This window comes from Paraburkholderia sp. (assembly GCF_028283785.1).
In the GTDB taxonomy this organism is placed as follows: Bacteria; Pseudomonadota; Gammaproteobacteria; order Burkholderiales; family Burkholderiaceae; genus Paraburkholderia.
The window spans coordinates 334,756-360,493 of sequence record NZ_JAPWKB010000012.1; the positions used below are offsets into that span (position 1 = coordinate 334,756).

Sequence of the window (25,738 nt, forward strand, 5' to 3'; positions counted from 1 at the left end):
ACATGACCAAACAATGGGAAGTCGTGATCGGTCTTGAGACGCACGCGCAACTGTCGACCGTCTCGAAGATTTTCTCCGGCGCCGCCACGCAGTTCGGCGCCGAACCCAACACCCAGGCATGCCCGGTCGATCTGGCGTTGCCCGGCTCGCTGCCGGTGATGAACCGCGGCGCCGTCGAACGCGCGATCCGCTTCGGCCTCGCAATCGGCTCGACGATCGCGCCGCGCAGCATCTTCGCGCGCAAGAACTATTTCTATCCGGATCTTCCGAAGGGCTATCAGATCAGCCAGTACGAGATTCCGGTGGTGCAGGGCGGGACGGTCACCATCCAGGTTCCGGCCAATGAAAAGACCGGCAAGGATGCGTACGAAAAGACCATCAACCTGACGCGCGCCCACCTCGAAGAAGACGCGGGCAAGTCGTTGCACGAAGACTTCGCGGGCATGACGGGCATCGACCTGAACCGCGCCGGCACGCCGCTGCTCGAAATCGTCACGGAACCGGAAATGCGCAGCGCGGCGGAAGCCGTGGCCTACGCGAAGTCGCTGCACACGCTGGTGATGTGGCTCGGCATCTGCGACGGCAACATGCAGGAAGGCTCGTTCCGCTGCGATGCGAACGTGTCCGTGCGGCCGGTCGGTCAGGCCGAATTCGGCACGCGCGCGGAGATCAAGAACCTGAACTCGTTCCGCTTCCTCGAAGAAGCGATTCAATACGAAGTGCGTCGTCAGATCGAGCTGATCGAAGACGGCGGCACGGTGGTTCAGGAAACGCGTCTGTACGATCCGGACAAGCGTGAAACGCGCTCGATGCGCAGCAAGGAAGACGCGCACGATTACCGCTATTTCCCCGATCCCGACCTGATGCCGCTGATGATCGACGCTGCATGGATCGAGCGCGTGAAGGGCGAGATGCCGGAACTGCCGGAAGCGATCCAGCAGCGTTTCGTGTCGCAATACGGTCTGACGCCGTACGACGCGAACGTGTTGACGTCGAGCAAGGCGATGGCCGCGTATTACGAGGCAGTCGTCTCGAAGACCGGCGAAGCGCAGGCGAAGGTCGCGGCGAACTGGCTGATGGGCGAAGTGTCGTCGCTGTCGAATCGCGACGGTCTCGATATCGCGGACAGCCCGGTTTCCGCGACGCAACTCTCGCTGTTGCTGCAACGTATCGCCGACGGCACGATCTCGAACAAGATCGCGAAGGAAATTTTCGTCGCCATCTGGGAAGAGAAAGCCACCGACGACGCCGCTGCGGACCGCATTATCGAAGCGAAGGGTTTGAAGCAGATTTCGGACACCGGCGAACTCGAAGCGATCATCGACGACGTGCTGGCGGCCAATCCGAAGTCGGTCGAAGAATTCCGCGCGGGCAAGGAGAAGGCGTTCAATGCGCTGATCGGCCAGGCGATGAAAGCGACCCGGGGCAAGGCCAATCCGCAACAGGTCAATGAGCTGCTGAAGAAGAAATTGTCCTGAACGATGTAATGCAGGTGACGGCGCGCGGTCTGAACGCGCGCCGCTCGAACGGGCCGTTGCCGGAAGTGTGAGCGTGGCAACGGCCCGTTTCATTTGGCGTCGCCGTTTGCGTGCGATCCGCGCGATCGCACGCAAACGCCGCCGCAGAACCCGGAGAGCAGCATGGCGAAGATCCCCGATCTCGACGATTTCCGTGTGCCCTTCTTCAACGAAGGCAAGAAGAACGACGCGTTCTCGCTCGACGATTTCGATCCGTCGGTGAAGCCGTTTTCCACCGGCTCGAAAGACAGCGATCGCGCGCGTCTGTCGGAGATCGGCGACAAGCTCGACGGACTGCAGGAGCGGCTGCACGCGCAGCGCGTGCGTCGCGTGTTGCTGGTGTTGCAGGGCATGGACACGAGCGGCAAGGACGGCACGATCCGCGCAGTGTTTCACGAAGTCGATCCGCTCGGTTTGCGTATCGTGCCGTTCAAGGCGCCAACGCCGGTCGAGGCCGCGCACGATTTCCTGTGGCGTGTGCATTCGCAGGCGCCTGCCGCGGGCGAGCTGACCATCTTCAACCGCAGCCATTACGAAGACCTGCTGGTGCCGCGCGTGCTCGGTCAACTCGACGCCGACGCATTCGGCGAGCGTTGTCTGCATATCCGCAACTTCGAGAAGCTACTCGTGGACAGCGGCACCACGATTGTCAAATGCATGCTGCATATTTCCAAAGACGAGCAACGCTCGCGCCTTCAGGCGCGTATCGACGATCCGTCCAAGCACTGGAAATTCGACGTGTCCGATCTCGACGCGCGCAAGCTGTGGTCGAAATATCAGGACGCGTATCGCGACGCACTGGCCGCGACGTCCACCAGTTTCGCGCCGTGGTACGTGATCCCGGCAGATTCGAAGACGCATCGCAACGTGATGATCGCCGAATTGCTGTTGCGCACGTTCGAGGGAATGAAGCTCGAATTTCCGCCCGCCAAAGAATCGCTGAAAGGAGTCGTGGTCGAGTGACCGCCTTTCGCAAGAATCATCAGTCAACGATAAAAGGAACGACATGTTGCGTGTGATTACCGCAAATCTGAACGGTATCCGGTCAGCTTCGAAAAAGGGTTTTTTCGAATGGTTCGGCGAGCAGAACGCCGACGTGCTGTGCGTGCAGGAAATCAAATGCTCGCAAGACGACATGACGCCTGAGTTCATGGCGCCGCACGATTTCACCGGCTATTTTCAACACGCGGTGAAAAAAGGCTACAGCGGCGCGGGCGTGTACACGCGTCATGAGCCGGACGAAGTCGTGATCGGTTTCGGCAGCGAGGAGTTCGACGCCGAAGGCCGTTATGTGGAATTGCGCTTCGGCAAGCTGTCGGTGATTTCTGTGTATGTGCCGTCGGGGTCGAGCGGCGACGAGCGTCAGCAGGCCAAATACCGGTTCATGGACGTGTTCATGCCGCATCTGACCGAACTGGCGAAAGAGCGCGAAGTGATCGTCTGCGGCGACGTGAATATCGTTCACAAAGAGATCGACATCAAGAACTGGAAAAGCAACCAGAAGAACTCCGGTTGCCTGCCCGAAGAACGCGCGTGGCTGACGAAGCTGTTCGATGAAGTGGGTTATGTGGACGTGTTCCGCACGCTCGATCAGCGGCCCGAGCAATACACGTGGTGGAGCAATCGCGGTCAGGCGTATGCGAAGAACGTCGGGTGGCGGATCGATTATCAGATCGCGACGGCGGGTATTGCCGGCACCGCGAAGCGCACCGACGTGTTCCGCGATATCAAGTTCAGCGACCACGCGCCGCTGACGATGGACTACGACTACGCGCTGAAGAAGTAATCGCGCAAAAGCAAAACGCGCCGCGTCGCCGTTGATCGGCGGCGCGGCGCGTTTTCATTTGGATGGCCGGATGTTGCGACGCGATGCGCGTCGCTCAGTTTCCCAACGCAGACTTGCGACGCGGACGACCGATTCCCGCGTAATCCGGCAAGCTGTCCACCGACCGGCCCAACGCCTTCGCGTACAGCGGCAACATGTCGGGTAGACGCTTCATGATGTCCTGCCGACGTGCCGGCGAATACGGATGCACGTAGATATAGCCGCGGTCGCGGTCGGCGCGGGTGGTCGCCGCGAGCTTGTCCCACAGCGTGATCGCGGCGCGCGGATCGTAACCCGCGCGCGACGCGATATCGCTGCCGATCACGTCCGCTTCGGTTTCGTCGGTGCCTTCGTATTTCATCTCCAGCAACTGCGAGCCGATGCCGAGCACCGGCGCGCCGAGATCGGCGAGGCCGAACAGTTGCGGAATCGCGCCGGGCGACGACAGCGAACCCGGTTGCGCCGCGACCTGCTGCTCGCCGAGGCGCTCGCGCGCATGTTCGCGCAGCGCGTGCGCGATCTCGTGACCGAGCAACATCCCAAGCTCGTTGTCGTTCAGTTTCACCCGATCGAGCAGACCGCTATACACGACGATCTTGCCGCCCGGCAAACAGTACATGCGGATATCCGATGAACGGATCACCGCGATATCCCATTTCCACACCTTCGTGCGGTCGTTCCATTTCAGCGAATACGGGATCAGCTTGTCGGTGATCTCGCGCACGCGCTGTACACGCGCGTCGCTGGCCGGAAAGAGGCGGTCCTGATGCTCGGCGCCGCGTTTGATTTCGGCGAACTCGTCATAAGACTGCGCTTCCATCAACGGTGACGGAATCAGGTTGCGGAATACCGTGTAGTTGCCGAAGTGAAACGGGTTGTTCTGGCTGTACGACGGCGGATTCGTGAAAGCAGGCGCGCTTCCGGCATTACTTCCACCAGGCGCGCTCGCGCCGCTGCCTACGTTCGGATTCGCCGCCGATGTCGCGTTCGGCGTGGCCGCGCTGCCGGATGTCGTGACAGGCGTCGCGGCCGACGATGAAACCGGCGCGGAGGTCGCGGCCGCGCCCCAGGTGTCGAACGCGGCAAACGCGAGGCTGACGCCGGTGAGCGTCAAGACGGTCTGAAGCTTCACGGCTGCGCCCTCCACGGAGCGATGCGCAATAACAGCAGCATGCCGGGCAACGCGAGTGCGGTACAGACGATGAAGTAATCGAACCAGCCGATCTGTGCGACGACGAAGCCGCTCGCCGCCGACGCCAGCGTGCGCGGCACCGACGCGAGGCTCGTGAATAGCGCGAATTGCGTCGCGGTATAACGCGGGTCGGTGGTGCTGGCGATATACGCGGTGAACGCCGACAGCGTCAGCCCGGTCGCGAAGGTTTCGAAGCCGTACACCAGCGCAAGCGCGACCAATTTCGGATCGAGTTCGACCGACCAGTTCACGCCGATCAGCGACAGCAGCCACGTCGTGCCGTGACTGATCCCGACTGCGATGTCGAAGATCGCCGTCAGGCCCGGCGAGTTCGGGCCGAGATGCGCGAGCCATGCGAAGCCGAGCGTCGACACCATCTGCAGACCGCCGAAAATCCACAAGCCGCGCCCGATGCCGATCTTCATCAGCCAGATACCGCCGATAATGCCGCCCGCGAGACTCGCGCCGAACGCGGTGGTTTTCGCGATCACGCCGATCTGCGTGCGCGAAAAGCCGATATCGAGAAAGAACGACGTGGACAGCGTGGTCGCCATCGTGTCGCCGAGCTTGTACAGGAAGATGAAGCCGAGCACGAACAGCGCGCCGCGCCAGCCGTCGCGCAGAATGAATTCGCGGAATGGTTCGGTGATCGCTTCACGCAGATTCTTCGGCGGCACGCCCCGCACTTCCGGTTCCTTGACGAGCAAGGTCATCACCATGCCGGGAACCATGAAGGCGGCCGTCACGATAAACACCGTGGACCACGGCAGATGGTCGGACAGGATCAATGCGAGCGAGCCGGGCACCAGCGCCGCGATCTTGTACGCGTTCACATGAACCGCGTTGCCGAGACCTTGCTGCGTATCGGTCAGCAGTTCGCGACGGTACGCGTCGATCACGATGTCCTGGCTTGCACCGAAAAATGCGACCAGCGCGGTCAGCGCGGCGACGCTCCAGATCGCGTCACGCGGCGACACGAATCCCAACGATGCAATCGCGCCGGCCACCAGAACCTGCGTGACCAGCATCCAGCCGCGCCGTCGGCCGGGACGCCATCCGGGGAAGCGCGGCATGTAGCGGTCCATCAGCGGCGCCCACACGAACTTCCACGTATACGGAAACTGGATCAGCGCAAACAGGCCGATCTCTTTCAGATTGACGCCTTCCGAGCGCAGCCACGCTTGCACCAGATAGACGAGCGTGAAAAGCGGCAACCCCGACGTAAAGCCGAGGAAGACGCAGATCAGCATGTGTTTATTCAGAAACGCACGCCAGCCGGGATGCTCTTCGTGAGCGTTAAGAGCGGGCGCCTCGTGCGGCGGGTTCGACATGTGGTTGCTTCGTGTGTGCTGGAGTTAGCTTTTCTTGACGCGATAGACCGCAAGACTACCACGCCAGTTCTCGCCCCAACGCACCACCTGACCGCCATGCAGCACGACCCGGTCGAGAATCTCGATGCCGACTTCCGGCGCGAGCGCCTCGAAGTCCTTGATGGTCAGCACCCGCACGTTCGGCGTGTTGTGCCATTGATAAGGCAACGATTTCGACACCGGCATGCGGCCCTGCAACACCGCAAGACGATGCGACCAGTAGCCGAAATTCGGAAACGACACGATGCATTCCTTGCCCACCCGAACCGTCTCGCGCAGGATCGCGGCGGTTTGATGAATGGTTTGCAACGTTTGTGACAGGATCGCGAAATCGAAGCTGCCGTCTTCGAACAGGCGCAGGCCGTCTTCCAGATTTTGCTGGATGACGTTGACGCCTTTTCGCGTGGAGGCGAGCACGCCCGCGTCGTTGATTTCGATGCCGTAGCCGGCGACGTCCAGTTCTTCGGTCAGCAACGACAGCAGCGAGCCGTCGCCGCAACCGAGATCGAGCACGGTCGCGCGCGGTTCCACCCAGCGGGCGATCGCGCGGAAGTCCGGGCGCATCGCCAGATAATCGAGAGCGCGCTGGTTCATGCGTTGACCTCGTCGGCAATTCGTTCGTAATAGGCGCGCATCAGGTTGTGATAGCGCGCGTCGTCGAGCAGGAACGCGTCATGCCCGTGTGGTGCGTCGATTTCCGCGTACGTGACCTGGCGCTTGTGATTCAGCAACGCTTTCACGAGTTCGCGCGAGCGCGCGGGCGCAAAGCGCCAGTCGGTCGAAAAGCTGGCGACCAGATACTTCGCTTTGGTGTGCGCGAGCGCGGTGGTCAGATCGCCGTCGAACGCTTTGGCGGGATCGAAGTAATCGAGCGCGCGGGTGATCAGCAGATAGGTGTTTGCGTCGAAGTAGTCGGCGAACTTGTCGCCCTGATAGCGCAGATACGATTCCACTTCGAATTCGACGTCGAAGTTGAAGTTGTATGCGTCGACCGCGCCTTCCGCGCGACGCAGCGCGCGGCCGAATTTCTCGGCCATGTCGTCGTCGGACAGATACGTGATGTGGCCGATCATGCGCGCGACCCGCAAGCCGCGTTTCGGCTTCACGTCGTGCGCGTAGTAGTCGCCACCGTGGAAGTCCGGGTCCGACAGGATCGCCGAGCGCGCGACTTCGTTGAATGCAATGTTTTGCGCGGACAGCTTCGGCGTGGACGCCACGACGATGCAATGGCCGACGCGATCCGGATACATCAGGCTCCACGCGAGCGCCTGCATGCCGCCCAGACTGCCGCCCATCACCGCTGCGAATTTTTCGATGCCGAAGGTATCGGCGAGACGCGCCTGCGCGTTGACCCAGTCTTCGACGGTGACGACGGGAAAGCTCGCGCCGTATGGCTTGCCGGTGGACGGATCGACGCTCATCGGGCCGGTCGAGCCGAAGCACGAGCCGAGGTTGTTCACACCGATCACGAAGAAGCGGTTGGTGTCGAGCGGTTTGCCCGGGCCGACCATGTTGTCCCACCAGCCGACGTTTTTCGGGTCGTCCGCATAGACGCCCGCGACGTGGTGCGACGCGTTGAGCGCGTGACAGACGAGCACGGCATTGCTACGCGCGGCGTTCAGCGTGCCGTAGGTTTCGACCATCAGGTCGTAGCCCGTCAGCAGGCTGCCGTTCTGCATGCGCAGCGGCTCGGGGAAATGCATTTTTTGTGGAGCGACGATACCGATCGATTCCATTCTTCCGCCATGTAACGACAACAACGAAGCGGCTAAGCTGGGTCTCGGCAAGGCACGGAGGAACGACGATGTGCGCGGCTGACGACCTCTTTAGCCGCATTTATAGTGAACCGCCGACCAATAGGTCCGGCAGGTTCGCGCGCCCGCAATCGAGTCAGCAAATCGGCGCGTCAATGAGTAAATCTGGGGTACGGCATGCGTACAGCGCGATGCAGCAGGCTGCATCCGGTACGTCGATGAGCGTCAAAGTATAGCGGAAAATCTGTCGCGGCTGCGTCGGGGCGACGCGCGATGCGGGCGCCAAACCCACCGAATGCAGCGACTTTTAGCGGCTTATGGCGAGTTATGGCGGGCTATTGCAGGATAAGTCGCAATTGCGCATCGGCGTGTTCGGACGGCTGGCGGGTGAAGCCGCTGCGCGCATACCGGTGCCATCGGCCGATCACGTAGCTCATCAACAGACTCGCGCGCAACGCCGGATCGTAGTCGGGCGGCAGCGGCACGACATGCTCGGGTTGCGGCTGCGCCTTTGCGTCCATCAATGCGACACGCAGACATTGCTTCAACGAAGCTTCGACCCGTTCGAGCATCTGGTTGACGCGTTCGGTGAGCCGTTCGTGTTCGCCGACCAGCGCTTCGCAGGTCAGCACGCGCGTCATGCCGGGATTTTTCGCGGGGAAGTTGAGCAGCATCAGCGTGATCGAACGCGCTTGCAGCACGCCGTTCGGTTCGCTCGCGGCGATCTGGTTGATCAGCCCGAAAATGGTTTTTTCGATGAACTCGATCAGGCCTTCGAACATCTGCGCCTTGCTGGCGAAATGGCGGTACAGCGCCGCTTCCGATACGCCGATCCGCGCGGCGAGCGCCGCCGTGGTGATCTTTTCGCTCTTCGGCGTTTCGAGCATCGACGCAAGCGTCTGAAGGATATGCACGCGGCGTTCGCCCGGCTTCAGGCGCGGCGTGCGCGGTGCGGCGGCGCGCGCCGCGTGCGGGTCTTCTGCTACGGCCTCGTCGTCGTGCTTGTCGATCGGCTGCATGTGTGTCGTCCCTTCAGGCGCACCGAGCGGGTGCCCAGTCTTAGCGATTTTAACGAACGAATGCGTTGATCGACATAGTGCGGCCGCCCGGTGCCGGGCAGGCGCGTCGGAATGCCGTCGGCGTGCGCCTTGCGCGGCAGGTGTCCGACGATCCACACCGTGCGGATGCCGAGCTTCTTGTAGTGTTTCAGATGGCTTCGCGTGTCCTCGACCAGTATCGCGTCGGACAACGGCGCACGCGCCTCGCGCATCGCGCGCCGCAGCATCAGCGGATCGGGTTTTGCGCGCCACGCGCGCCGGTCGCGCATGTGCTCGATCGCGATCACGCGCTCGAACAGCCGCTCGATGCCCAGTTCCGCCATCACCGCGCGCGCATAGACTTCGGGCGCGTTGGTCAGCACGATCTTGCGGCCCGGCAACGACGCGATCAGCCGCGCGAGACCGCGTTCGCTACGCAGCATCGCGGGCAGATCGGGGAATGTGTGGACAACCTTGAGGAAGTCGTGCGGATCGATCGGATGATGCCGCGCGAGGCCCAGCAAGGCCGCGCCGTAACGCTGCGTGTAGCCGGTTCGCAGACGGTTGGCTTCGTCGCGCTCCACTTGCAGCGAGTCGATGATGTATTGCGTCATCGCCTGATTGATCGCCGGGAAAATGGCGTGCGATGCATGGTGCAGCGTGTTGTCGAGATCGAACAGCCACACTGGACTGCCGCCCGCGAAATGCGGCCGGCGACGTTTGGACAAAGGCGTGCGCATGGAAGACCGGATGGGAGTGTGGTCGTCGCATTTGCGAAAACGGCGCACGCAGCTGGTTGCCGCGTGCGCCATTCCGGATCTGCAACGGATGCGAGACCCGCGCCGCTCAGTGGGAGCGGATCATCGTGCCGAACGGCTGGTCGGTGAGAATTTCGAGCAGCACCGAATGTTCGATCCGGCCGTCGATGATGTGCACCGAACGCACGCCGCTCTTGGCCGCGTCGAGCGCCGACGAGATTTTCGGCAGCATGCCGCCGGAGATCGTGCCGTCTTCGAACAGGCCGTCGATTTCGCGCGCGGACAGGTCGGTCAGCAGCGTGCCGGACTTGTCCATCACGCCGGGAATATTGGTCATCATCACGAGCTTTTCGGCGTTCAGCACGACCGCCAGCTTGCCCGCGACCAGATCCGCGTTGATGTTGTACGACAGACCGTCTTCGCCGAAACCGATCGGCGAAATGACCGGAATGAACGCGTCGTCCTGCAACGCCTTGACGACCGCCGGGTTGATGGCTTCGACTTCGCCGACCTGGCCGATATCGACGTACTGGCCGGGATTGTCGCGATCCGGCATCAGCATCTTGCGAGCGTGGATCAGGCCGCCGTCCTTGCCGGTCAAGCCGACCGCCTGGCCGCCGAAGTGGTTGATCAGCGTGACGATGTCTTGCTGCACTTCGCCGCCCAGCACCCATTCGACGACTTCCATCGTCTCTTCGTCGGTGACGCGCATGCCCTGGATAAAGGTGCCTTGCTTGCCGATCTTCTTCAGCGCCTGGTCGATTTGCGGACCGCCGCCGTGGACGATGACCGGATTGATACCGACCAGCTTCAGCAGGATGACGTCGCGCGCGAAGCCTTGCTTCAGACGCTCTTCGGTCATTGCATTGCCGCCGTATTTGATCACGACGGTTTTACCGTGATATTGGCGAATGTAGGGCAGCGCCTCGGCCAGAATTTCAGCCTTCAGGGTGGGCGCAATCTGCGAAAGGTCGGGAAGCTCGGACATGGCGGCAGGCTCTGCACTGGACAAAGAAAACACGGCGAATTGTACACGGCTGGCGCGGCGCAACAGGGTTTTTGCCGAGGCGAAACGCGTCGCCGCGAACGTGGCTTTCGTGAGGCCCGCCGAGGCCCGCCGCCGCTCCAACCGGTAGTGAAATGTAAGGCGCGGCAAGTCGTGGCATCATTTCCGCTACGCCACAGCATCGCGGAGTCGCTTCGATGAACCCGACCGATGTTTCTCCCGTTCCCTCCCAGTCCGCCTGCTCCGGCAATACCGCCGCTTGCGCCGACGCCGCGTCGAGCGCGCGCTGTCCGCAATGCCGCGCGGTGTTCGACTGCGGGATGCGCACGCAGCCGTCGGCGTGCTGGTGCCAGTCGATGCCCGCGTTGCCTACCGAACGGCTCGCGGCAGGCGGCAGCTGTCTGTGTCCGGAATGCCTGGCCGGCGAAATCGCGCGAGCCAAGGCGGCGGGCGGCGCGAGTGCGCCGCCGGGTGGGAAAGGCTGAAACGGGCCGCAGGTCGTGGCGCCGGCGTTCGTCGGCGGGCGGCCACGCCTACCCGGCGTGTTTCGCGTCGGCGAGAACCCTCAGATCCCGCGCGACATCCGCCAGCACGCGCGTCCAGTCGGCGAATCGGGCCTGCCGGTAGAGCGTCGCGGACGGATACCACGGGCTGTCGGCCCGATCGAGCAACCAGGTCCAGTGCGGGTTGGTGTCCAGCAATACCCACGTTCGACACCCGAGCGCCCCGCTCAGATGCGCGACCGACGTACACACGGTAATCACCAGATCGAGCGACTCGACGAACGCGGCGGTGTCGTCGAGACTGTGAAATTCGCCCGTGAAATCGACGATCGGCAAGCCGGCGCGTTCGCCCGGTTGCAGCGAATAGAACGCCACGTTGCCGATGCCGCGAAACGCGTCCGCATACCGCTCCCAGCCGACGCGCCGAAACGGATTGCGCTGATGGTCACGGCTGCCGGTCCAGGTCAGCCCGACTTTCAGCCGTGTTTCGTCGTGGAGACGTGTACGCCACGCGGCGACCGCGTCACTATCCGCCTGAAGATAGCGCGGCTGGGCGGCAAGCGTATCGACCCGGACGCCGAGCACCATCGGCACACTCATCAGCGGGATCTGGTAGTCGCACGGCGGTGCGGTTTTGATGCTCGACGCGGTCGAATAGCCATCGATGCAACCGCCGAAGCAGCGCGTGAGCAACGCGCCCATCTGTGGAAACGACGTCCACACGAGTTTGCCGCCCTGGCGATGCACGATGTCCGCGAGCGCGGGCACAAAGCGGCAAAATTGCAGGACGTCGCCGATCCCCTGTTCGCCCCACAACAGCAAGGTCTTGCCGGCGAGCGATTCGCCGTGCCAGCTCGGCGCAGCGAACGCCGGCCGTTTGCCGCCCAGCTCCGACGATCCCTGCCAGCGCGCCTCGTGCTCGGACCAGCCGCGTGCATAGTCGCCGCGAACCAGATGCAACACCGCGCGGTTCATGTGCATGGCGGGATCGGCGGGCGAGACGTCGAGCGCGTGTTGCGCGACGCGCTCGGCGTCGTCCCAGCGCTGCGCTTCCTTCAGCGCGAGCGCGTAGTTATTCAGCGCGAGCGGATTGTCCGGCGCGAGCGACACCGCGCGTTCACCCGCGTCGAGCGCGCCGTCCAGATCCATCGCGAAGCGGCATGCACCGGTGAGATTGGTCAACGCATCGATGTCGAGCGGATCGTCGGCGAGCGCCTGTCGTAGCAGGTCGACCTGTTCGGCCGGATCGATCCGGCAGATTCCGAGCGCGGCGGCGAGGCGTGCGCGCAGCGACGGCACCGACGGATCGAGCGCCATCGCCCGCCGGAACGGCGCGATCGATTCGTCATGCCGATCCGACGTCTGCAACGCGTAGCCGAGCCGGAAGCTGGCGAACGCGCGTTCCGGTTCGAGCGTTTCGAGCGCGGCGGCAAGCGCGATCGCATCGTCGCAGCGGCGCGCGATCAGCAGATCGAGCATGTGCTGCCCGATCGACGCATCATCGAGTGGAAAAATGGCGGCCGCCGAGTCGAGAAACCGGGCCGAAGCCTGCGCGTCGTCACGGCTTTTTGCCTGCGCCGCATGCTGTAAAAACGCGAGAAACTCAGGCCAGCCGGGCGTGCCGGCAGGGGAGGCGGAAGCGGAAAAAGCCATGTAACGATCCCGGCGATTGTGTCCAATAGGAGACGGAAGATGCTACCGGCGCTGTTCGTCAGAGTACTTCGGATAAGTCTGAACAGGTAAACTGGCGCCATGCATCGGATAACCACTACCGGCCGGGTCAATCTCGGTCATCTGTTCTGGCTGCGCAGCCTGGCGATCATCGGCCAGCTGGTGACGATCGCGTGCGTCCAGATCTTCTTCGGCGTGCACTTGCCGCTGCCCGCGATGTTGCTCGTGATCGGGCTTGAAGCCGCGTTCAATGCGATGACGTGGTTGCGCGTGTTGCGTCAGCGGCCCGAGTCGAATCTCGAATTGTTCGGGCAATTGTGGGTCGATCTGGGCTCGCTGTCGGCGCTGCTGTTTTTGTCGGGCGGCACGACCAATCCGTTCGTGTCGCTGTATCTGCCGTCGCTGGCGATCGCCGCCGCCGTGTTGCCGTGGCAATACATGGTGTGGCTCGCGGCGTTCGCGGTCGCGTGTTACGCGGTGCTCGGCTCCGAATCCGTGCCGCTGAATCTCGACAATCCCGCCAATCTGTTCGATTACTATCGCGCGGGCATGTACGTGAACTTCATGGTCAGCGTCGGCCTGATCGCATGGTTCGTCGCGCGGATGTCGGGCGCATTGCGGCAACGCGATGCCGCGCTCGGCTACGCGCAACAGCGTTTGCTGCGCGACGAACGCGCGGTTGCGCTCGGCGTGCAGGCCGCGACGGTCGCGCATGAGATCGGCACACCGCTGTCGACGATTGCGATGCTGGCGGAGGAGTTGCGCGACGCCGCGCGCAGCGACAGGAATCTCGCGGCGTACGCGGCGGATTTCGATCTGCTCGAACAGCAGATGGGCTTGTGCAAGTCGGCGCTGGCGCGATTGCGCATCCGCGCGTCGACGGAAGTGATGCGCGAAACCGTCGACGAATGGCTCGAATCGTTCGCGGAACAATGGCGATTGCGTCATCCGCACGTGAAGTTCGAGCTGATCGGTACGCCGCCCGATGGTGTGGTCCTCGACGACACGGTGGCGGTCAGCCAGATCCTGACGATCCTGCTCGATAACGCTGCACGCGCGAGCCGCGATCACGTGACGCTCGCCGCGCGGATTTCCGCGCAAACGGATTTTTTCGAGTTTGAAGTGTGCGACGCCGGGCCGGGCATTCCGCCGTCGTTGCGCAGCACGCTCGGGTCGATGCCGGTCGACAGCACTCAAGGCGGTCATGGCGTCGGCTTGTATCTCGCATTTTCTGCGGCGGCGCGGCTGCACGGCTCGATCGAACTGACGGACGTCAGCGATATCCTGCCGCGCGGCACGCGCGCGCTGCTGCGGTTGCCGATCGCGGCCCGCGAATCTTCAGGCGCGGCCACAAGCGGCGCCGCATCATCCAATACGGAGAAACAGGCATGAGCGACATGAATTTTCTGGTGATCGACGACGACGATGTGTTCTCCGGAATTCTTGCGCGCGGTTTGACGCGTCGCGGATACACCGTGGCGGAGGCGCATAACGCTGAGCAGGCGATCAAGCTCGCCAATCAGCAGAAGTTTGGGCAGATCACGGTGGATCTGCATCTGGGGAACGACTCCGGCTTGAATCTGGTGGCGCCGCTGCGGGAATTGCAGCCGGATGCACGGATGCTGGTGCTGACGGGTTACGCGAGTATCGCGACGGCTGTGCAGGCGGTGAAGGACGGCGCGGACAACTATCTGGCCAAGCCGGCGAACGTCGAAACCATTCTTGCCGCGTTGCAGACCGAGGCCAGCGCGTTGCAGGCCGACGAGGCGATCGAGCATCCGACGCCGCTGTCGGTCGCGCGTCTGGAGTGGGAACATATTCAGCGCGTGCTCGCCGAGCATCAGGGGAATATTTCCGCGACTGCGCGTGCGCTCAACATGCACCGCCGGACCTTGCAGCGGAAGCTGGCGAAGCGGCCGGTCAAGCAATAAGGCTTCAGTGGTGTGCCGCGTCAGCGGTCCGCCGATGCAAAACGGGCGATCTCTTGCGAGATCGCCCGTTTTTGTTTGCAGCGATGTTCTGCGGCTTTTTACAGCACGTAGCGCGACAGATCTTCGTCGTCCGCGACTTCGTTGAGCGCCTTGTTCACGTACGCCGCGTCGATCGTGACCGGCGTGCCGGCGTGATTACCCGCCGAGAACGAGATATCTTCGAGCAGCTTTTCGATCACGGTGTACAGACGACGTGCACCGATGTTCTCCGTCTTTTCGTTCACCGAGTACGCAATCTCGGCCAGACGACGAATGCCGTCTTCGGCGAAATCCAGATGCACGTCTTCCGTTGCGAGGAGCGCCTGGTATTGCTTGACGAGGCTCGCGTCGGTCGAGACCAGGATCGACTCGAAATCTTTCACCGACAGTGAATCCAGTTCGACGCGAATCGGGAATCGGCCTTGCAGTTCCGGGATCAGGTCGCTCGGCTTGGCCAGATGAAACGCGCCGCTCGCGATAAACAGAATGTGATCGGTCTTGATCATGCCGTACTTGGTGTTGATCGTCGTACCTTCCACCAGCGGCAACAGATCGCGCTGCACGCCCTGACGCGACACTTCACCGCCGCCCGCTTCGCTGCGCGACGCGATCTTGTCGATTTCGTCGAGAAACACGATGCCGTTCTGCTCGACGTTCTGAACGGCTTTCGTTTTCACTTCCTCGTCGTTCAGCATCTTCGCGGCTTCTTCGTCGGTCAGCAGCTTCAACGCTTCTTTCACCTTCACCTTGCGACGCGCCTTCTTGCCGCCGCCCAGGTTGGCGAACATCGAACGGATCTGCTCGGTCATGTCTTCCATGCCCGGCGGCCCCATGATGTCCATGCCCGCTTGCGGCATTTCCACGTCGAGTTCGATCTCGCGATCGTCCAGCAAGCCTTCGCGCAGGCGCTTGCGGAACGTCTGACGCGTGGTGCTGCCTTCGTCGGCGGTGTCGGTCGTGCTGTTGCTCGCACCGAAACCCACCGGGCGCGCGGTCGGCAACAGGATGTCGAGAATCCGGTCTTCGGCCTGATCTTCCGCTTTGGTGCGGACTTTGCGCATCTCCGTTTCACGCGTCTGCTTGACCGAAATTTCGATCAGGTCGCGCACGATGCTATCTACGTCGCGGCCCACGTAACCCACTTCGGTGAACTTGGTCGCTTCGATCTTGATGAACGGCGCGTCGGCCAGCTTCGCGAGCCGGCGCGCAATTTCCGTCTTGCCGACGCCCGTCGGTCCGATCATCAGGATGTTCTTCGGCGTGATTTCCTGACGCAACGGATCGCCGACCTGCTGGCGACGCCACCGGTTGCGCAGCGCGACCGCAACCGCCTTCTTCGCGCGATTCTGGCCAATGATGTGTTTGTCGAGTTCCGAGACGATCTCGGCAGGGGTCATGGTGCTCATCGTGGGTCCTTGTCCTTACTCGATCGTCTCGATGACGCGGTTGTGGTTCGTGTAGATGCACATGTCGCCGGCAATCTGCAGCGCCTTTTCGACGATGGTGCGCGGATCGAGTTCCGTGTTGTCCGCGAGCGCCGTGGCCGCCGCTTGCGCATAGGCGCCGCCCGAACCGATCGCGCAGATGCCGCCTTCCGGATCGAGCACGTCGCCATTGCCGGTGATGACCAGCGTGGTGTGCGCGTCGGCGGTGATCAGCATGGCTTCCAGCCGGCGCAACATGCGGTCGGTGCGCCAGTCTTTCGCCAGTTCCACGGCGGCGCGGGTCAGATTGCCTTGATGCTTTTCGAGTTTCGCTTCGAAACGGTCGAGCAGCGAGAACGCGTCTGCCGTGCCGCCCGCAAAGCCGACCAGCACCTTGCCGTTATAAATGCGCCGGACTTTTTTCGCGCCGCCTTTCATCACGATGTTGCCCAACGTGACCTGACCGTCGCCGCCGAGGGCGACCTTGTCGCCGCGTCGCACGGAGACGATCGTCGTGCCGTGAAATTGCTCCATATGCGTTCCTTTTGCAAAACGGGTAGGACGCGGCCGCGCCGGAACGTGGCCGCCGGAATCCTGATTAGCGGACGGCGCGCGACGGACATTGGACATCACCGTCGGCCGCGCGCACGTGCAACGCATGTCCGATTTATTTTAGGGCGTGCGCGGGCATATCAAGAGCCCGGTGACCGGACGCGCGCAAAAACGCGTCCGACGGGGTGTCGGGATCAACAGGTGGCAGACGAAAAACGCGATGATGCAAAAGAAAAAAGGCGCACGAGTTACCGTGCGCCTCTTCAACGAAGCAGCGTGATGGGGCGCGCGGAGCGCCGCAGATCGATCAGTCGCCGAACAGCTTCTGGCGCAACTCGCGACGTTCCTGCGCTTCCAGCGACAGCGTCGCCGTGGGGCGCGCGAGCATACGCGGAACGCCGATCGGCTCGCCGGTTTCTTCGCACCAGCCGTAGTCGCCTGCATCGATGCGTGCCAGCGATTGCTGAACCTTCTTCAGCAGCTTGCGCTCGCGGTCGCGCGTGCGCAGTTCCAGCGCATGCTCTTCCTCGATGGTTGCGCGGTCGGCCGGATCCGGCACGATCACGGTTTCACGGAGGTTTTCGGTCGTCTGGCCTGCATTGCGGAGAATTTCCGCTTGCAGCTGTTCGAGCCGGTTCTTGAAGAAAGCGAGCTGATCCTCGTTCATGTAATCCTTGTCGCTCATCTTCAGGATTTCGGCTTCAGTCAAGAGTCGTTTCGTCGTCATCTGGCTTGCTTCTTCAATGTGAGGCAAAACTGTGCCCGCACTTTCGTGTTGCCCGCAAAGACATGTGGAAGGCGCTCAAAGAGCGCTGGCGAACACGGACGGTGGGCTGTCGTGACGCTGACGCGCGGGGCGCCCAGACGCCAATGCGGGGCCGAACTCCTCTGGAAACCAGCTTCGAATGTTCCGAGGCATTGCTTACCGGCGGCGCGCCTGTCGAGGCGATCTGCCAACCAGCTTGTCGGCGTGCTTTCCGGACAAGATTTTCCGGCGCCTGTCAGGCCCGGCGCGGGCTACGCGCTAAACGGGCAATTCGTTGTCATTCTCCAGTGGGCACGTATTGTAACTGAATCACAATCCGGCACTGCAACTCGAAATATTCACCGAGGCGGCACGCCAATATCCCGAAAATATAACGCGCGCACGGCTAAAAAGCGATGGTCGTACACGGTTTAATGCAACAGGGTTTTCACGCGTTTTTCATCGAAGTGGGGGTTAGCGCGCATTTCGCGCTAATTTGGCGGGAAATGCGCACTGACCCGCTTCGGCGCGCGGCCTTGTAAAGCCCGGCGGGCGGCCGTCGCAATGGAAAACGGCCGACGCTGTCGCGTCGGCCGTCCGGTTTGCCGCCGAGGATCAAAAACGCTTAGGCGAGGCAGGCGTTCAAACCGTCGGTAATCAGGTCTTGCGGCAATTCGATGCCGATAAACACCATCTTGCTGTTTTTCTTTTCGACAGGTTGCCATTTTGCGGCGAGGTCGCTGCCCATCATCTGATGGACGCCCTGAAACACGACCTTGCGATCGACGCCCTTCATGTACAGCACGCCCTTATAGCGCAGCAGGCGTTCGCCGTAGATCTGCAGGATGCCGCCGAGGAAATCTTCCAGCTTGTTCGGATCGAACGGACGGTCGCTGCGGAACACGAACGACTTGATCTTGTCGTCGTGATGCGCGTGATGGTGATCGTGCGAGTGATCGTGACCTTCATGCGCGCACTCGCCGTGATCGTGGTCGCAATCCGCGTGGTCGTGCGTGTTGCCGTGCTCGTCGTGCGCATGCGCGTGGCTGTGCGCGTGCGCATGGCCGTGGTCGTCTTCGGCGAGGAAATCCGGATCGATTTCGAGCTTCGAATTCAGGTTGAAGCCACGCAGATCGAAGATTTCCTTGATGTCCGCTTCGCCGAAATTGACGACCTTGATCGCTGCGCGCGGGTTCATGTGCAGCAAACGATGACGCAGATCGCCGAGCGTCTTTTCGTCGATCAGATCGGACTTCGTGACGAACAGGCGATCGGCGAAACCGACCTGACGCTGCACCACTTCGTGTTCGTCGAGCTGGTGGTTCGCATGCTTCGCGTCGACCAGCGTGATGATCGCGTCCAGCAGGAACTGGTCGGCGATTTCGTTATCCATGAAGAAGGTTTGCGCGACCGGGCCCGGATTCGCGAGACCGGTCGTCTCGATCACCACGCGGTCGAAATCCAGTTCGCCCGAGGTCTTTTTCGCGGCCAGATCGCCGAGCACGCGGGCGAGATCGCCGCGAATCGTGCAGCAGATGCAGCCGTTGCTCATCTGGATGATCTGTTCGTCGGCGTCCTGCACGAGAATTTCGTTGTCGATGTTTTCTTCGCCGAACTCGTTCTCGATCACGGCGATCTTCATGCCGTGCTTTTCGTTCAGGATGCGCTTGAGCAGCGTGGTTTTACCGCTGCCGAGAAAGCCGGTCAGGATGGTGACTGGGATCATTTTGGTCGCCTGTGTTTGCATGGATCGAATGCTGGAAATCGGGTCGTGAACGGGTCGCAATACGTATAGCCACGTTGCGTCGGGGCGCGCATGACGGGTCGAAACGCACCGGAATGCGGGCTTCGCGCGACGCGTGCAATCAGTTATTGAAACATATCTGTCAAGCGGTTGCAGGCGCGCATTGCGCGCGCCGTCCGCAATCACCGGTGAAACTATGGGCGATTACGCGATTTGCAACAACAATCCCTTCAGGTATTCGCCTTCCGGGAATGCGGTCAGAAGCGGGTGATCGACGCCCGCGCCGAGCCGCTTCAGGATTCGCGCATCGACCTTCGCATCCGACGCCGCGCCCGCGACGATCTTCTGGAACAGGTCGGCGTCGATGGCGCCGGAGCACGAGTACGTGAACAGCAGGCCGCCCGGACGCAGCAACTTGAGCCCGGTCAGATTGATGTCCTTGTAAGCGCGCGCCGCGCGGTCCACGTGTTCGCGCGACGGCGCGAATTTCGGCGGATCGAGCACGATCAGGTCGAAGCGCTGACCTTCGTCGTGCAGACGGCGCAGCGTCTTGAACGCGTCGGCGTCGAGCCATTCGGCGCGGCTCGCGTCGAAGCCGTTCGCGGCGACGTTTTGCTGCGCGATCGCCAGCGCGTCGCCCGACGAATCGATCGACACGACCCGCTTCGCGCCACCCTTGAGCGCCGCCAGCGAGAATCCGCCGGTGTAGCAGAAGCAGTTCAGGACCTCGCGGTCTTGCGCGACCTGCTGGACCAGCAGGCGGTTGTCGCGCTGATCGACGTAGAAACCGGTCTTGTGGCCGTAGCGCACATCGACGTGGTACCGGACGCCGTTTTCGCTGGAAATCAATGTTTCCGGTGGTGCTTCCCCGGCCAGCACGCCGGTGATCTGTTCGAGCCCTTCCTTGTCGCGAATCGAGACGTCCGAGCGCTCGAACACATTCGGGCAGCCGGTCGCGCCGACCAGCGCGGCAACGATCGCCTCTTTCCACGCTTCGACGCCCGCCGCCATGAACTGGCAGACCAGCTGGCCGCGCTTCGTTTCGTCGTCCGCGATGTAGTAATCGACGATCAGACCCGGCAAGCCGTCCGCTTCGCCGAAGATCAACCGCACGGCGCCCGGTATCGTGAACCATCGCCTGACGATGGGCGAGCGCGCGTTGGACGCGGCGTTTGAAGAATGCGTGATCGATCGGTTCGGCTTCGTCGAAACTCCAGATCCGCGCGCGGATCTGCGAATGCGGGCTGTACGCGGCGCGACCGAGAAACCGGCCGTCGTGCGCGCGAACCAGCACGGTCGCGCCTTGTGCCGGCTTGCCGTCCACGCGGTCGATCGCGTTTGCGTAGACCCAGGGATGGCGGCGCAGCAGCGATTTTTCTTTAGACGGTTTGAGCGTAACGGTATTCATGGCAATGACAGTGGGTGCAGCAAAAAAGAGAGGACGCGCGAGCGTGGAATAGCGTGTTTTGAAAGCGTTGGCGCACGGTTGCGTTGACGACGAAAGACGATGAGAAAGACCGCGTACGGCGACGATTCACGTTTCGCGAATCGGGCGTCGATTGCAACGCGCTTCACACGGCGAGCGGTGGCTAATCCCGCTTCTTCGCGCGAGGATGCGCCTGATCGTAGACGCTCGCCAGATGCTGGAAATCGAGCGCGGTGTACACCTGCGTCGCGGAAATGCTCGCGTGGCCGAGCAGTTCCTGAACCGCGCGCAAATCGCCGCTGGATTGCAGCACGTGCGTGGCGAACGAATGCCGCAACACGTGCGGATGCACGTTGGCGGGAATGCCGGCCGCCATGGCCGCGCGCTTCACGCGATCGCGCACGACGCCCGGCGCCATCCGGTTGCCGCGCGACGACACGAACAAAGGATGCGGATCGTTTTTCACCAGTTGATCGCGCACCGACAACCACGCGCGCAACGCGTCGAGCGCCTTGCTGCCGACCGGCACGATCCGCCGACGGCCGCCTTTGCCGAGCACTTCGACTTCGGCGGATTCGAGATTGAGCCAGCCCGCCGACCGGTAGCCGTCGGCGTCGGCGAAGCGCGCGTCGAGGCCGATCAGTTCCGCGAGCCGCAAGCCGGACGAATAGAACAGTTCGAGCATCGCGTGATCGCGCAGACCTTCCGCCGACGCCGCAGCCGGCGCTTCCATCAGCGTATGCGCATCGTCCACCGACAGCGCCTTGGGCAAGGTCTTCGGGCGTTTCGGCGCGCGGACGGTCGCGACCGGATTCGCGGGCATCTCGACATGCCCGGCCAGCCATCGATAAAACGCGCGCCACACCGACAACCGATGCGCGATCGATCGCGCCGACAAACCGCCTCCATGCGCGCGCGACACTGCGCCGCGGATATCGATGGCCGTCAGCGAGTCGAGCGGGCGGCCTTTCGCGAGCAGGGTCAGTTCGCCGAGTTCGTATGTGTAACCGCGCAGCGTGTGCTCCGACAGCCGTCGCTCATGTTTGAGCAAGGACAGATAGCGGGCGATCGGATCGGCGGAGTCGGTCACGTGGGCGGTGTCGGCGTGGGAGCGCGTTCAGCGCGGCAACAGACGGCTTAGCGCCGCGCTCGCCAGCGCGCCGATCTGCGTGAGGAAATCGGTGGCCATGCCGTCGTGGAAACGGCGAGCATCGGCCGATCCCATCACCAGCAGACCGAACGCGGCCGCGTCGTCTTTCGCTTCGGGGTCGCGCAGCGCGATCAGCGCGATGGATTCGGTTGCGTGCCCGCCGTCCTGCGATGCGTCGCCGGACGCACCGGACACCGCCGACACCGCCGGAATCAGCCATTGCGCGGCTTCGAAGCCGGTATTCGCGCCGCAATACGGCGTGCTCAGACTGTTCGCGAAAATGCGAACTTCCTCGCCGACTTGCCGTGCGAAATCCGCGTGGTTGTACGGCTCGGCGATATCCCACACGCGCAGCGCGGCTTGCGGCACGTCGAACACGTCGCGCAGACCGCCAGAAATTGTGCGCGGCAACGCGTACGGATCGCGCTCGGCCATCACGCGGGTGGTCCAGCGGTTGAATTTCGAAGCGATGCTGTCGTTTTCATGGCCGTAGCGCAGCAATTCCGCGAGACGGCGTTCGAGCAGCTTGTTCTTCTCGCGCAGCATGTCCATCTGCCGCTCCTGCAACGACACCGCGGCTTTGCCGTGCGGGTTCGCGAGGCGGATGGTCGCAAGCATTTCCGCGTGTTCGGCGAAAAATTCGGGGTTGGCCAGCAGGTATTCGGCGACTTCGCGATCGTTCATGGTTTCGGCTTGCGGCTACGCTTTTTATAGATTGTCGTGCTTGAGTCGGTCGGACAGCGGATCAGTCGGCCAGTTCGATTTCGCCTTCGAAGACGGTCGCGGCGGGCCCGGCCATCAGCAGCGGTGCATCGGCGTTGCCGTCCCACGTGATTGTCAGGGCGCCGCCGTGCGTGTGCACCTTGACCGGCGAGTCGAGCAGGCCGCGCCGGATGCCGGCGGCGGCCGCCGCACAGGCGCCGGTGCCGCACGCGAGGGTTTCGCCCGCGCCGCGTTCGAAAACACGCAGCCGGACTTCGTGACGGTCGACGATCTGCATGAAGCCTGCGTTCACGCGCTTCGGAAAGCGCGCGTGATGTTCGATGACGGGCCCGTCGATCAGCACCGGAAACGCTTCGACGTCGTCCACCACCTGCACCGCGTGCGGATTGCCCACCGACACCACCGAGATCCAGCGCGTCGCGCCGTTGATGTCGAGCGGATACAGCGTATCCGCCGATTCCGGGCGACCGTCGAGGCCGTTCGCATCGAACGGCACGCGCGGCGGATCGAACACGGGCGCACCCATATCGACGACCACGTCGCCGTTATCCAGCATGGTCAGCGTGATCACGCCCTGCTGCACCTGGACGCGCACCGTGCGCTTGTCGGTCAGCCGCGTGTCGCGAACGAACTTGACGAAGCAGCGCGCGCCATTGCCGCAATGCTCGACTTCGCCGCCGTCGCAATTGAAGATCCGATATCTGAAATCGACGCCGTCGACGGTCGGTTTTTCGACCAGCAGCAACTGGTCGGCGCCGACGCCGAAATGCCGGTCGGCCAGCGCGCGCACCTGTTCGGGCGTCAGATGGACCGGTTGCGAATAGCCGTCGAGCACGACGAAGTCGTTGCCCGCGCCGTGCATTTTGGTGAATTTCAGTTTCATCGCTCTATTGTAAGTGACGCGTGGGCCGGCGGCCGGGATCGCCCGGCCGAACGTCTCAGTACACGCCCGGTTCGCCGGGCGGACGCGTCTTGAAGCGCTTGTGCACCCAGTAATACTGCTCGGGCATTAGCGGAATCTGCTCTTCGAGAAACGCGTTCATCCGGCGCGCGTCGGCGTCGTCGTCGCCGGTCGGATAGTTGTCCCACGGCTTGAACACCCGCAGCCGATACCCTTTGTAGTTCGGCAGCACTTCGCCGATAAACGGCACGACCTGCGCATGGCCGACCTTCGCGAGCCGGCCGACGGCGGTCAGCGTGCAGGCCGGCACGCCGAAGAACGGTACGAAGGTGGAGTTGCGCGCGCCGTAATCCATGTCCGCGCCGAGCATCACCGGCTTGCGGTCGCGCAGCCAGCGCAGCACGATCCGCGCGCTGTCGGCGCGGCTGGCCATATCCGCGCCGAAACGGGCGCGTTGCTCCTTCGCGATTTCCTCGAGCTGCGGATTCGACATTGGCTGATACAGCGAGCCGCACTGGCGCTTCAGCGAGTAATTCAGAAAGATCGACCCGGCTTCGATCCCGACGAAATGAAAGCCGAGAAACAGCGTGGGCGGCAGGTTCGGATCGGTGAGATCGATCTCGCTGTCGAGCTCGATCAGCTTTTCGAGTTTTTCCGCCGAGCCGAACCATTGCACGCTGCGTTCGAGATAGCTGCGGATCGCGTGACGAAAATGCTTTTGCGCGACGTCTTCGCGCTTTTCGTCGGACCACTCGGGGAAGCACAGTTTCAGATTCGTATGAACGATGCCCTTGCGACGGCTCGGAATCTGATACAGCAGCCAGCCGAGACCGTCGCCGATTCGCGCGGTCAGTCCGTAGGGCAGCAACGCGAACAGCTTGAGCAGCGCAACGGCGAATTTGACGCCCAGACGACTCAGCATGGGATCGCTCCGTTGCCGCCTCGCACGGTCGAAAGGTTCAGGAAAGCGCGGAAATGGTCGATATACAGCACGCGTCGTTCTCTGTGACAAATTGAGGAAGTCGCTATAATAAGGGCTTCGCCGAGTTAACAGACAACTTGCGGGGCGAAGCCGGACAGACCGTACGCGGTCTTACGGACAGCAATTCCGCTAAAGCGTCGCCACTTCTGTTTCCGAAGCTGGCTACGTGAAGACCAACCGTAACCACATCAAAGGAAATCTGCATCGTGGCAAACGACTATCTTTTCACCTCCGAATCCGTCTCCGAAGGTCATCCCGACAAAGTCGCGGACCAGATCTCCGACGCGATTCTCGATGCGATCCTAACGCAAGACAAATACTCGCGCGTAGCAGCGGAAACGCTGTGCAACACGGGTCTGGTCGTGCTCGCCGGTGAAATCACCACGACCGCGAACGTCGATTACATCCAGGTTGCGCGTGAAACCATCAAGCGCATCGGCTACGACAACACCGACTACGGCATCGACTACCGCGGCTGCGCGGTGCTGGTCGCATACGACAAGCAATCGCCGGACATCGCACAAGGTGTTGATCGCGCGCATGACAACAATCTCGATCAAGGCGCGGGCGACCAGGGCCTGATGTTCGGTTACGCGTGCGAAGAGACGCCGGAACTGATGCCGCTGCCGATCCACCTGTCGCACCGTCTGGTGGAGCGTCAGGCCAATCTGCGCCGTGACGGCCGTCTGCCATGGCTGCGTCCGGATGCGAAGTCGCAAGTGACGGTTCGTTACGTCGACGGCAAGCCGCATTCGATCGACACCGTCGTGCTGTCCACGCAGCATTCGCCGGACATCGACCTCGAAACGCTGCGCGAAGCGGTGATCGAAGAAGTGATCAAGCCGACGTTGCCGGCCGAACTGATCAAGGGCGAGATCAAGTTCCTGGTCAATCCTACCGGCCGTTTCGTGATCGGTGGTCCGCAAGGCGACTGCGGTCTGACCGGGCGCAAGATCATCGTCGATACGTACGGCGGCGCAGCACCGCACGGCGGCGGCGCATTCTCGGGCAAAGACCCGTCGAAGGTCGACCGTTCGGCGGCTTACGCCGGCCGTTACGTCGCGAAGAACATCGTCGCGGCCGGTCTGGCCGAGCGCTGCCTGATCCAGGTGTCGTACGCGATCGGCGTGGCGCAACCTACGTCGGTGATGGTCAACACGTTCGGCACGGGCCGCGTGTCCGACGCGACGATCACGCGTCTGGTTCAGGAACACTTCGACCTGCGTCCGAAGGGCATCATCCAGATGCTCGATCTGCTGCGCCCGATCTATGAAAAGAGCGCGGCATATGGTCACTTCGGTCGCGAAGAGCCGGAATTCACGTGGGAAGCCACCGACAAGGCTCTGGCACTCGCCGAAGCCGCCGGCACGGAACCGGTCATCGCGCTGGCGTAATGCCGCGATAAACCGGTGAGCGGCAGATCGCTCATTGCCGACACAAGAAAAAGCCCCGCCGGTGCGAACCGTGCGGGGCTTTTTCATGGCTGCG

The 25,738-nt window shown here is 62.5% G+C and carries 23 protein-coding genes and 1 pseudogene; 7 read left to right on the plus strand and 17 right to left on the minus strand.

The window, feature by feature from the left end; genetic code table 11:
* Nucleotides 1-2: 2 nt before the first annotated feature.
* From gatB to PW947_RS13250, 3 genes are all read left to right on the plus strand, one after another.
* The gene (gene gatB / locus PW947_RS13240) at nt 3-1,478 is read left to right on the plus strand and encodes an Asp-tRNA(Asn)/Glu-tRNA(Gln) amidotransferase subunit GatB (protein WP_299632780.1); all 1,476 of its coding nucleotides are present in this window, start codon (nt 3-5) and stop codon (nt 1,476-1,478) included.
* 162 nt (nt 1,479-1,640) lie between these two features.
* The gene (locus PW947_RS13245; protein ID WP_299632781.1) at nt 1,641-2,480 is read left to right on the plus strand and encodes a PPK2 family polyphosphate kinase; all 840 of its coding nucleotides are present in this window, start codon (nt 1,641-1,643) and stop codon (nt 2,478-2,480) included.
* Between the two features lie 43 nt (nt 2,481-2,523).
* Nucleotides 2,524-3,303: an exodeoxyribonuclease III gene (locus tag PW947_RS13250; RefSeq protein WP_299632782.1), complete on the plus strand. Its 780-nt coding sequence runs from the start codon at nt 2,524-2,526 to the stop codon at nt 3,301-3,303.
* A gap of 94 nt (nt 3,304-3,397) precedes the next feature.
* Here PW947_RS13250 and PW947_RS13255 read toward each other — a convergent pair whose 3' ends face one another.
* From PW947_RS13255 to argB, 7 genes are all read right to left on the minus strand, one after another.
* Nucleotides 3,398-4,540 carry a M48 family metallopeptidase gene (locus tag PW947_RS13255; RefSeq protein ID WP_299632942.1) on the minus strand — a complete coding sequence of 381 codons (1,143 nt, stop codon included), beginning with the start codon at nt 4,538-4,540 and terminating at the stop codon, nt 3,398-3,400.
* Nucleotides 4,471-5,865, minus strand: a complete 1,395-nt coding sequence (locus tag PW947_RS13260) for an AmpG family muropeptide MFS transporter (protein ID WP_299632783.1) — start codon at nt 5,863-5,865, stop codon at nt 4,471-4,473. The genes PW947_RS13255 and PW947_RS13260 overlap by 70 nt, the downstream gene beginning before the upstream one ends.
* 24 nt (nt 5,866-5,889) lie before the next feature.
* A complete protein-coding gene (gene metW / locus PW947_RS13265) occupies nt 5,890-6,498 on the minus strand; it encodes a methionine biosynthesis protein MetW (protein WP_299632784.1) in 609 nt (202 codons plus the stop codon).
* Complete coding sequence (locus tag PW947_RS13270) at nt 6,495-7,640, minus strand: homoserine O-acetyltransferase (protein ID WP_299632785.1); 1,146 nt, start codon at nt 7,638-7,640, stop codon at nt 6,495-6,497. The genes metW and PW947_RS13270 overlap by 4 nt, the downstream gene beginning before the upstream one ends.
* A 353-nt stretch (nt 7,641-7,993) precedes the next feature.
* The gene (slmA, locus tag PW947_RS13275; RefSeq protein ID WP_299632786.1) at nt 7,994-8,677 is read right to left on the minus strand and encodes a nucleoid occlusion factor SlmA; all 684 of its coding nucleotides are present in this window, start codon (nt 8,675-8,677) and stop codon (nt 7,994-7,996) included.
* Nucleotides 8,641-9,435: a pyrimidine 5'-nucleotidase gene (locus PW947_RS13280; protein ID WP_299632787.1), complete on the minus strand. Its 795-nt coding sequence runs from the start codon at nt 9,433-9,435 to the stop codon at nt 8,641-8,643. Before PW947_RS13280 ends, slmA begins: the two co-directional genes overlap by 37 nt.
* A gap of 106 nt (nt 9,436-9,541) precedes the next feature.
* A complete protein-coding gene (argB, locus tag PW947_RS13285; RefSeq protein WP_299632788.1) occupies nt 9,542-10,441 on the minus strand; it encodes an acetylglutamate kinase in 900 nt (299 codons plus the stop codon).
* Nucleotides 10,442-10,656: 215 nt separating this feature from the next.
* Here argB and PW947_RS13290 point away from each other — a divergent pair, with 215 nt between their 5' ends.
* Nucleotides 10,657-10,944 carry a cysteine-rich CWC family protein gene (locus PW947_RS13290; RefSeq protein ID WP_299632789.1) on the plus strand — a complete coding sequence of 96 codons (288 nt, stop codon included), beginning with the start codon at nt 10,657-10,659 and terminating at the stop codon, nt 10,942-10,944.
* A 48-nt stretch (nt 10,945-10,992) separates the two neighbouring features.
* Here the strand turns inward: PW947_RS13290 and PW947_RS13295 are convergent, their stop codons facing one another.
* Complete coding sequence (locus PW947_RS13295) at nt 10,993-12,615, minus strand: tetratricopeptide repeat-containing glycosyltransferase family protein (RefSeq protein WP_299632790.1); 1,623 nt, start codon at nt 12,613-12,615, stop codon at nt 10,993-10,995.
* 99 nt (nt 12,616-12,714) lie between these two features.
* Here PW947_RS13295 and PW947_RS13300 point away from each other — a divergent pair, with 99 nt between their 5' ends.
* Together PW947_RS13300 and PW947_RS13305 are read left to right on the plus strand one after the other, a co-directional pair.
* Nucleotides 12,715-14,025: an ATP-binding protein gene (locus PW947_RS13300; protein WP_299632791.1), complete on the plus strand. Its 1,311-nt coding sequence runs from the start codon at nt 12,715-12,717 to the stop codon at nt 14,023-14,025.
* The gene (locus PW947_RS13305) at nt 14,022-14,564 is read left to right on the plus strand and encodes a response regulator transcription factor (protein WP_299632792.1); all 543 of its coding nucleotides are present in this window, start codon (nt 14,022-14,024) and stop codon (nt 14,562-14,564) included. The genes PW947_RS13300 and PW947_RS13305 overlap by 4 nt, the downstream gene beginning before the upstream one ends.
* Nucleotides 14,565-14,662: 98 nt before the next feature.
* Here PW947_RS13305 and hslU read toward each other — a convergent pair whose 3' ends face one another.
* The 9 genes and pseudogenes from hslU to PW947_RS13350 all read right to left on the minus strand — a co-directional run bounded on the left by hslU (nt 14,663) and on the right by PW947_RS13350 (nt 24,190).
* A complete protein-coding gene (gene hslU, locus PW947_RS13310; protein ID WP_299632793.1) occupies nt 14,663-16,009 on the minus strand; it encodes an ATP-dependent protease ATPase subunit HslU in 1,347 nt (448 codons plus the stop codon).
* Between the two features lie 15 nt (nt 16,010-16,024).
* Nucleotides 16,025-16,561, minus strand: coding sequence for an ATP-dependent protease subunit HslV (gene hslV / locus PW947_RS13315; protein WP_299632794.1), 537 nt, complete (start codon nt 16,559-16,561; stop codon nt 16,025-16,027).
* A gap of 325 nt (nt 16,562-16,886) precedes the next feature.
* Nucleotides 16,887-17,306: an RNA polymerase-binding protein DksA gene (dksA, locus tag PW947_RS13320; RefSeq protein WP_299632795.1), complete on the minus strand. Its 420-nt coding sequence runs from the start codon at nt 17,304-17,306 to the stop codon at nt 16,887-16,889.
* Nucleotides 17,307-17,949: 643 nt separating this feature from the next.
* A complete protein-coding gene (locus PW947_RS13325) occupies nt 17,950-19,050 on the minus strand; it encodes a GTP-binding protein (RefSeq protein ID WP_299632796.1) in 1,101 nt (366 codons plus the stop codon).
* Between the two features lie 222 nt (nt 19,051-19,272).
* A pseudogene (locus tag PW947_RS13330) lies at nt 19,273-20,476 on the minus strand (class I SAM-dependent rRNA methyltransferase).
* A 181-nt stretch (nt 20,477-20,657) separates the two neighbouring features.
* Nucleotides 20,658-21,584, minus strand: a complete 927-nt coding sequence (gene xerC, locus PW947_RS13335; protein ID WP_299632797.1) for a tyrosine recombinase XerC — start codon at nt 21,582-21,584, stop codon at nt 20,658-20,660.
* Between the two features lie 27 nt (nt 21,585-21,611).
* A complete protein-coding gene (locus PW947_RS13340) occupies nt 21,612-22,328 on the minus strand; it encodes a DUF484 family protein (protein ID WP_299632798.1) in 717 nt (238 codons plus the stop codon).
* Between the two features lie 61 nt (nt 22,329-22,389).
* Nucleotides 22,390-23,250 (minus strand): diaminopimelate epimerase, encoded by an 861-nt coding sequence (dapF, locus tag PW947_RS13345; RefSeq protein WP_299632799.1) that lies wholly within the window; start codon nt 23,248-23,250, stop codon nt 22,390-22,392.
* Nucleotides 23,251-23,305: 55 nt separating this feature from the next.
* The gene (locus PW947_RS13350; protein WP_299632800.1) at nt 23,306-24,190 is read right to left on the minus strand and encodes a lipid A biosynthesis lauroyl acyltransferase; all 885 of its coding nucleotides are present in this window, start codon (nt 24,188-24,190) and stop codon (nt 23,306-23,308) included.
* Between the two features lie 266 nt (nt 24,191-24,456).
* Between PW947_RS13350 and metK the strand changes: the two genes are divergently transcribed.
* Nucleotides 24,457-25,644, plus strand: coding sequence for a methionine adenosyltransferase (metK, locus tag PW947_RS13355; protein WP_299632801.1), 1,188 nt, complete (start codon nt 24,457-24,459; stop codon nt 25,642-25,644).
* Nucleotides 25,645-25,738: the final 94 nt, after the last annotated feature.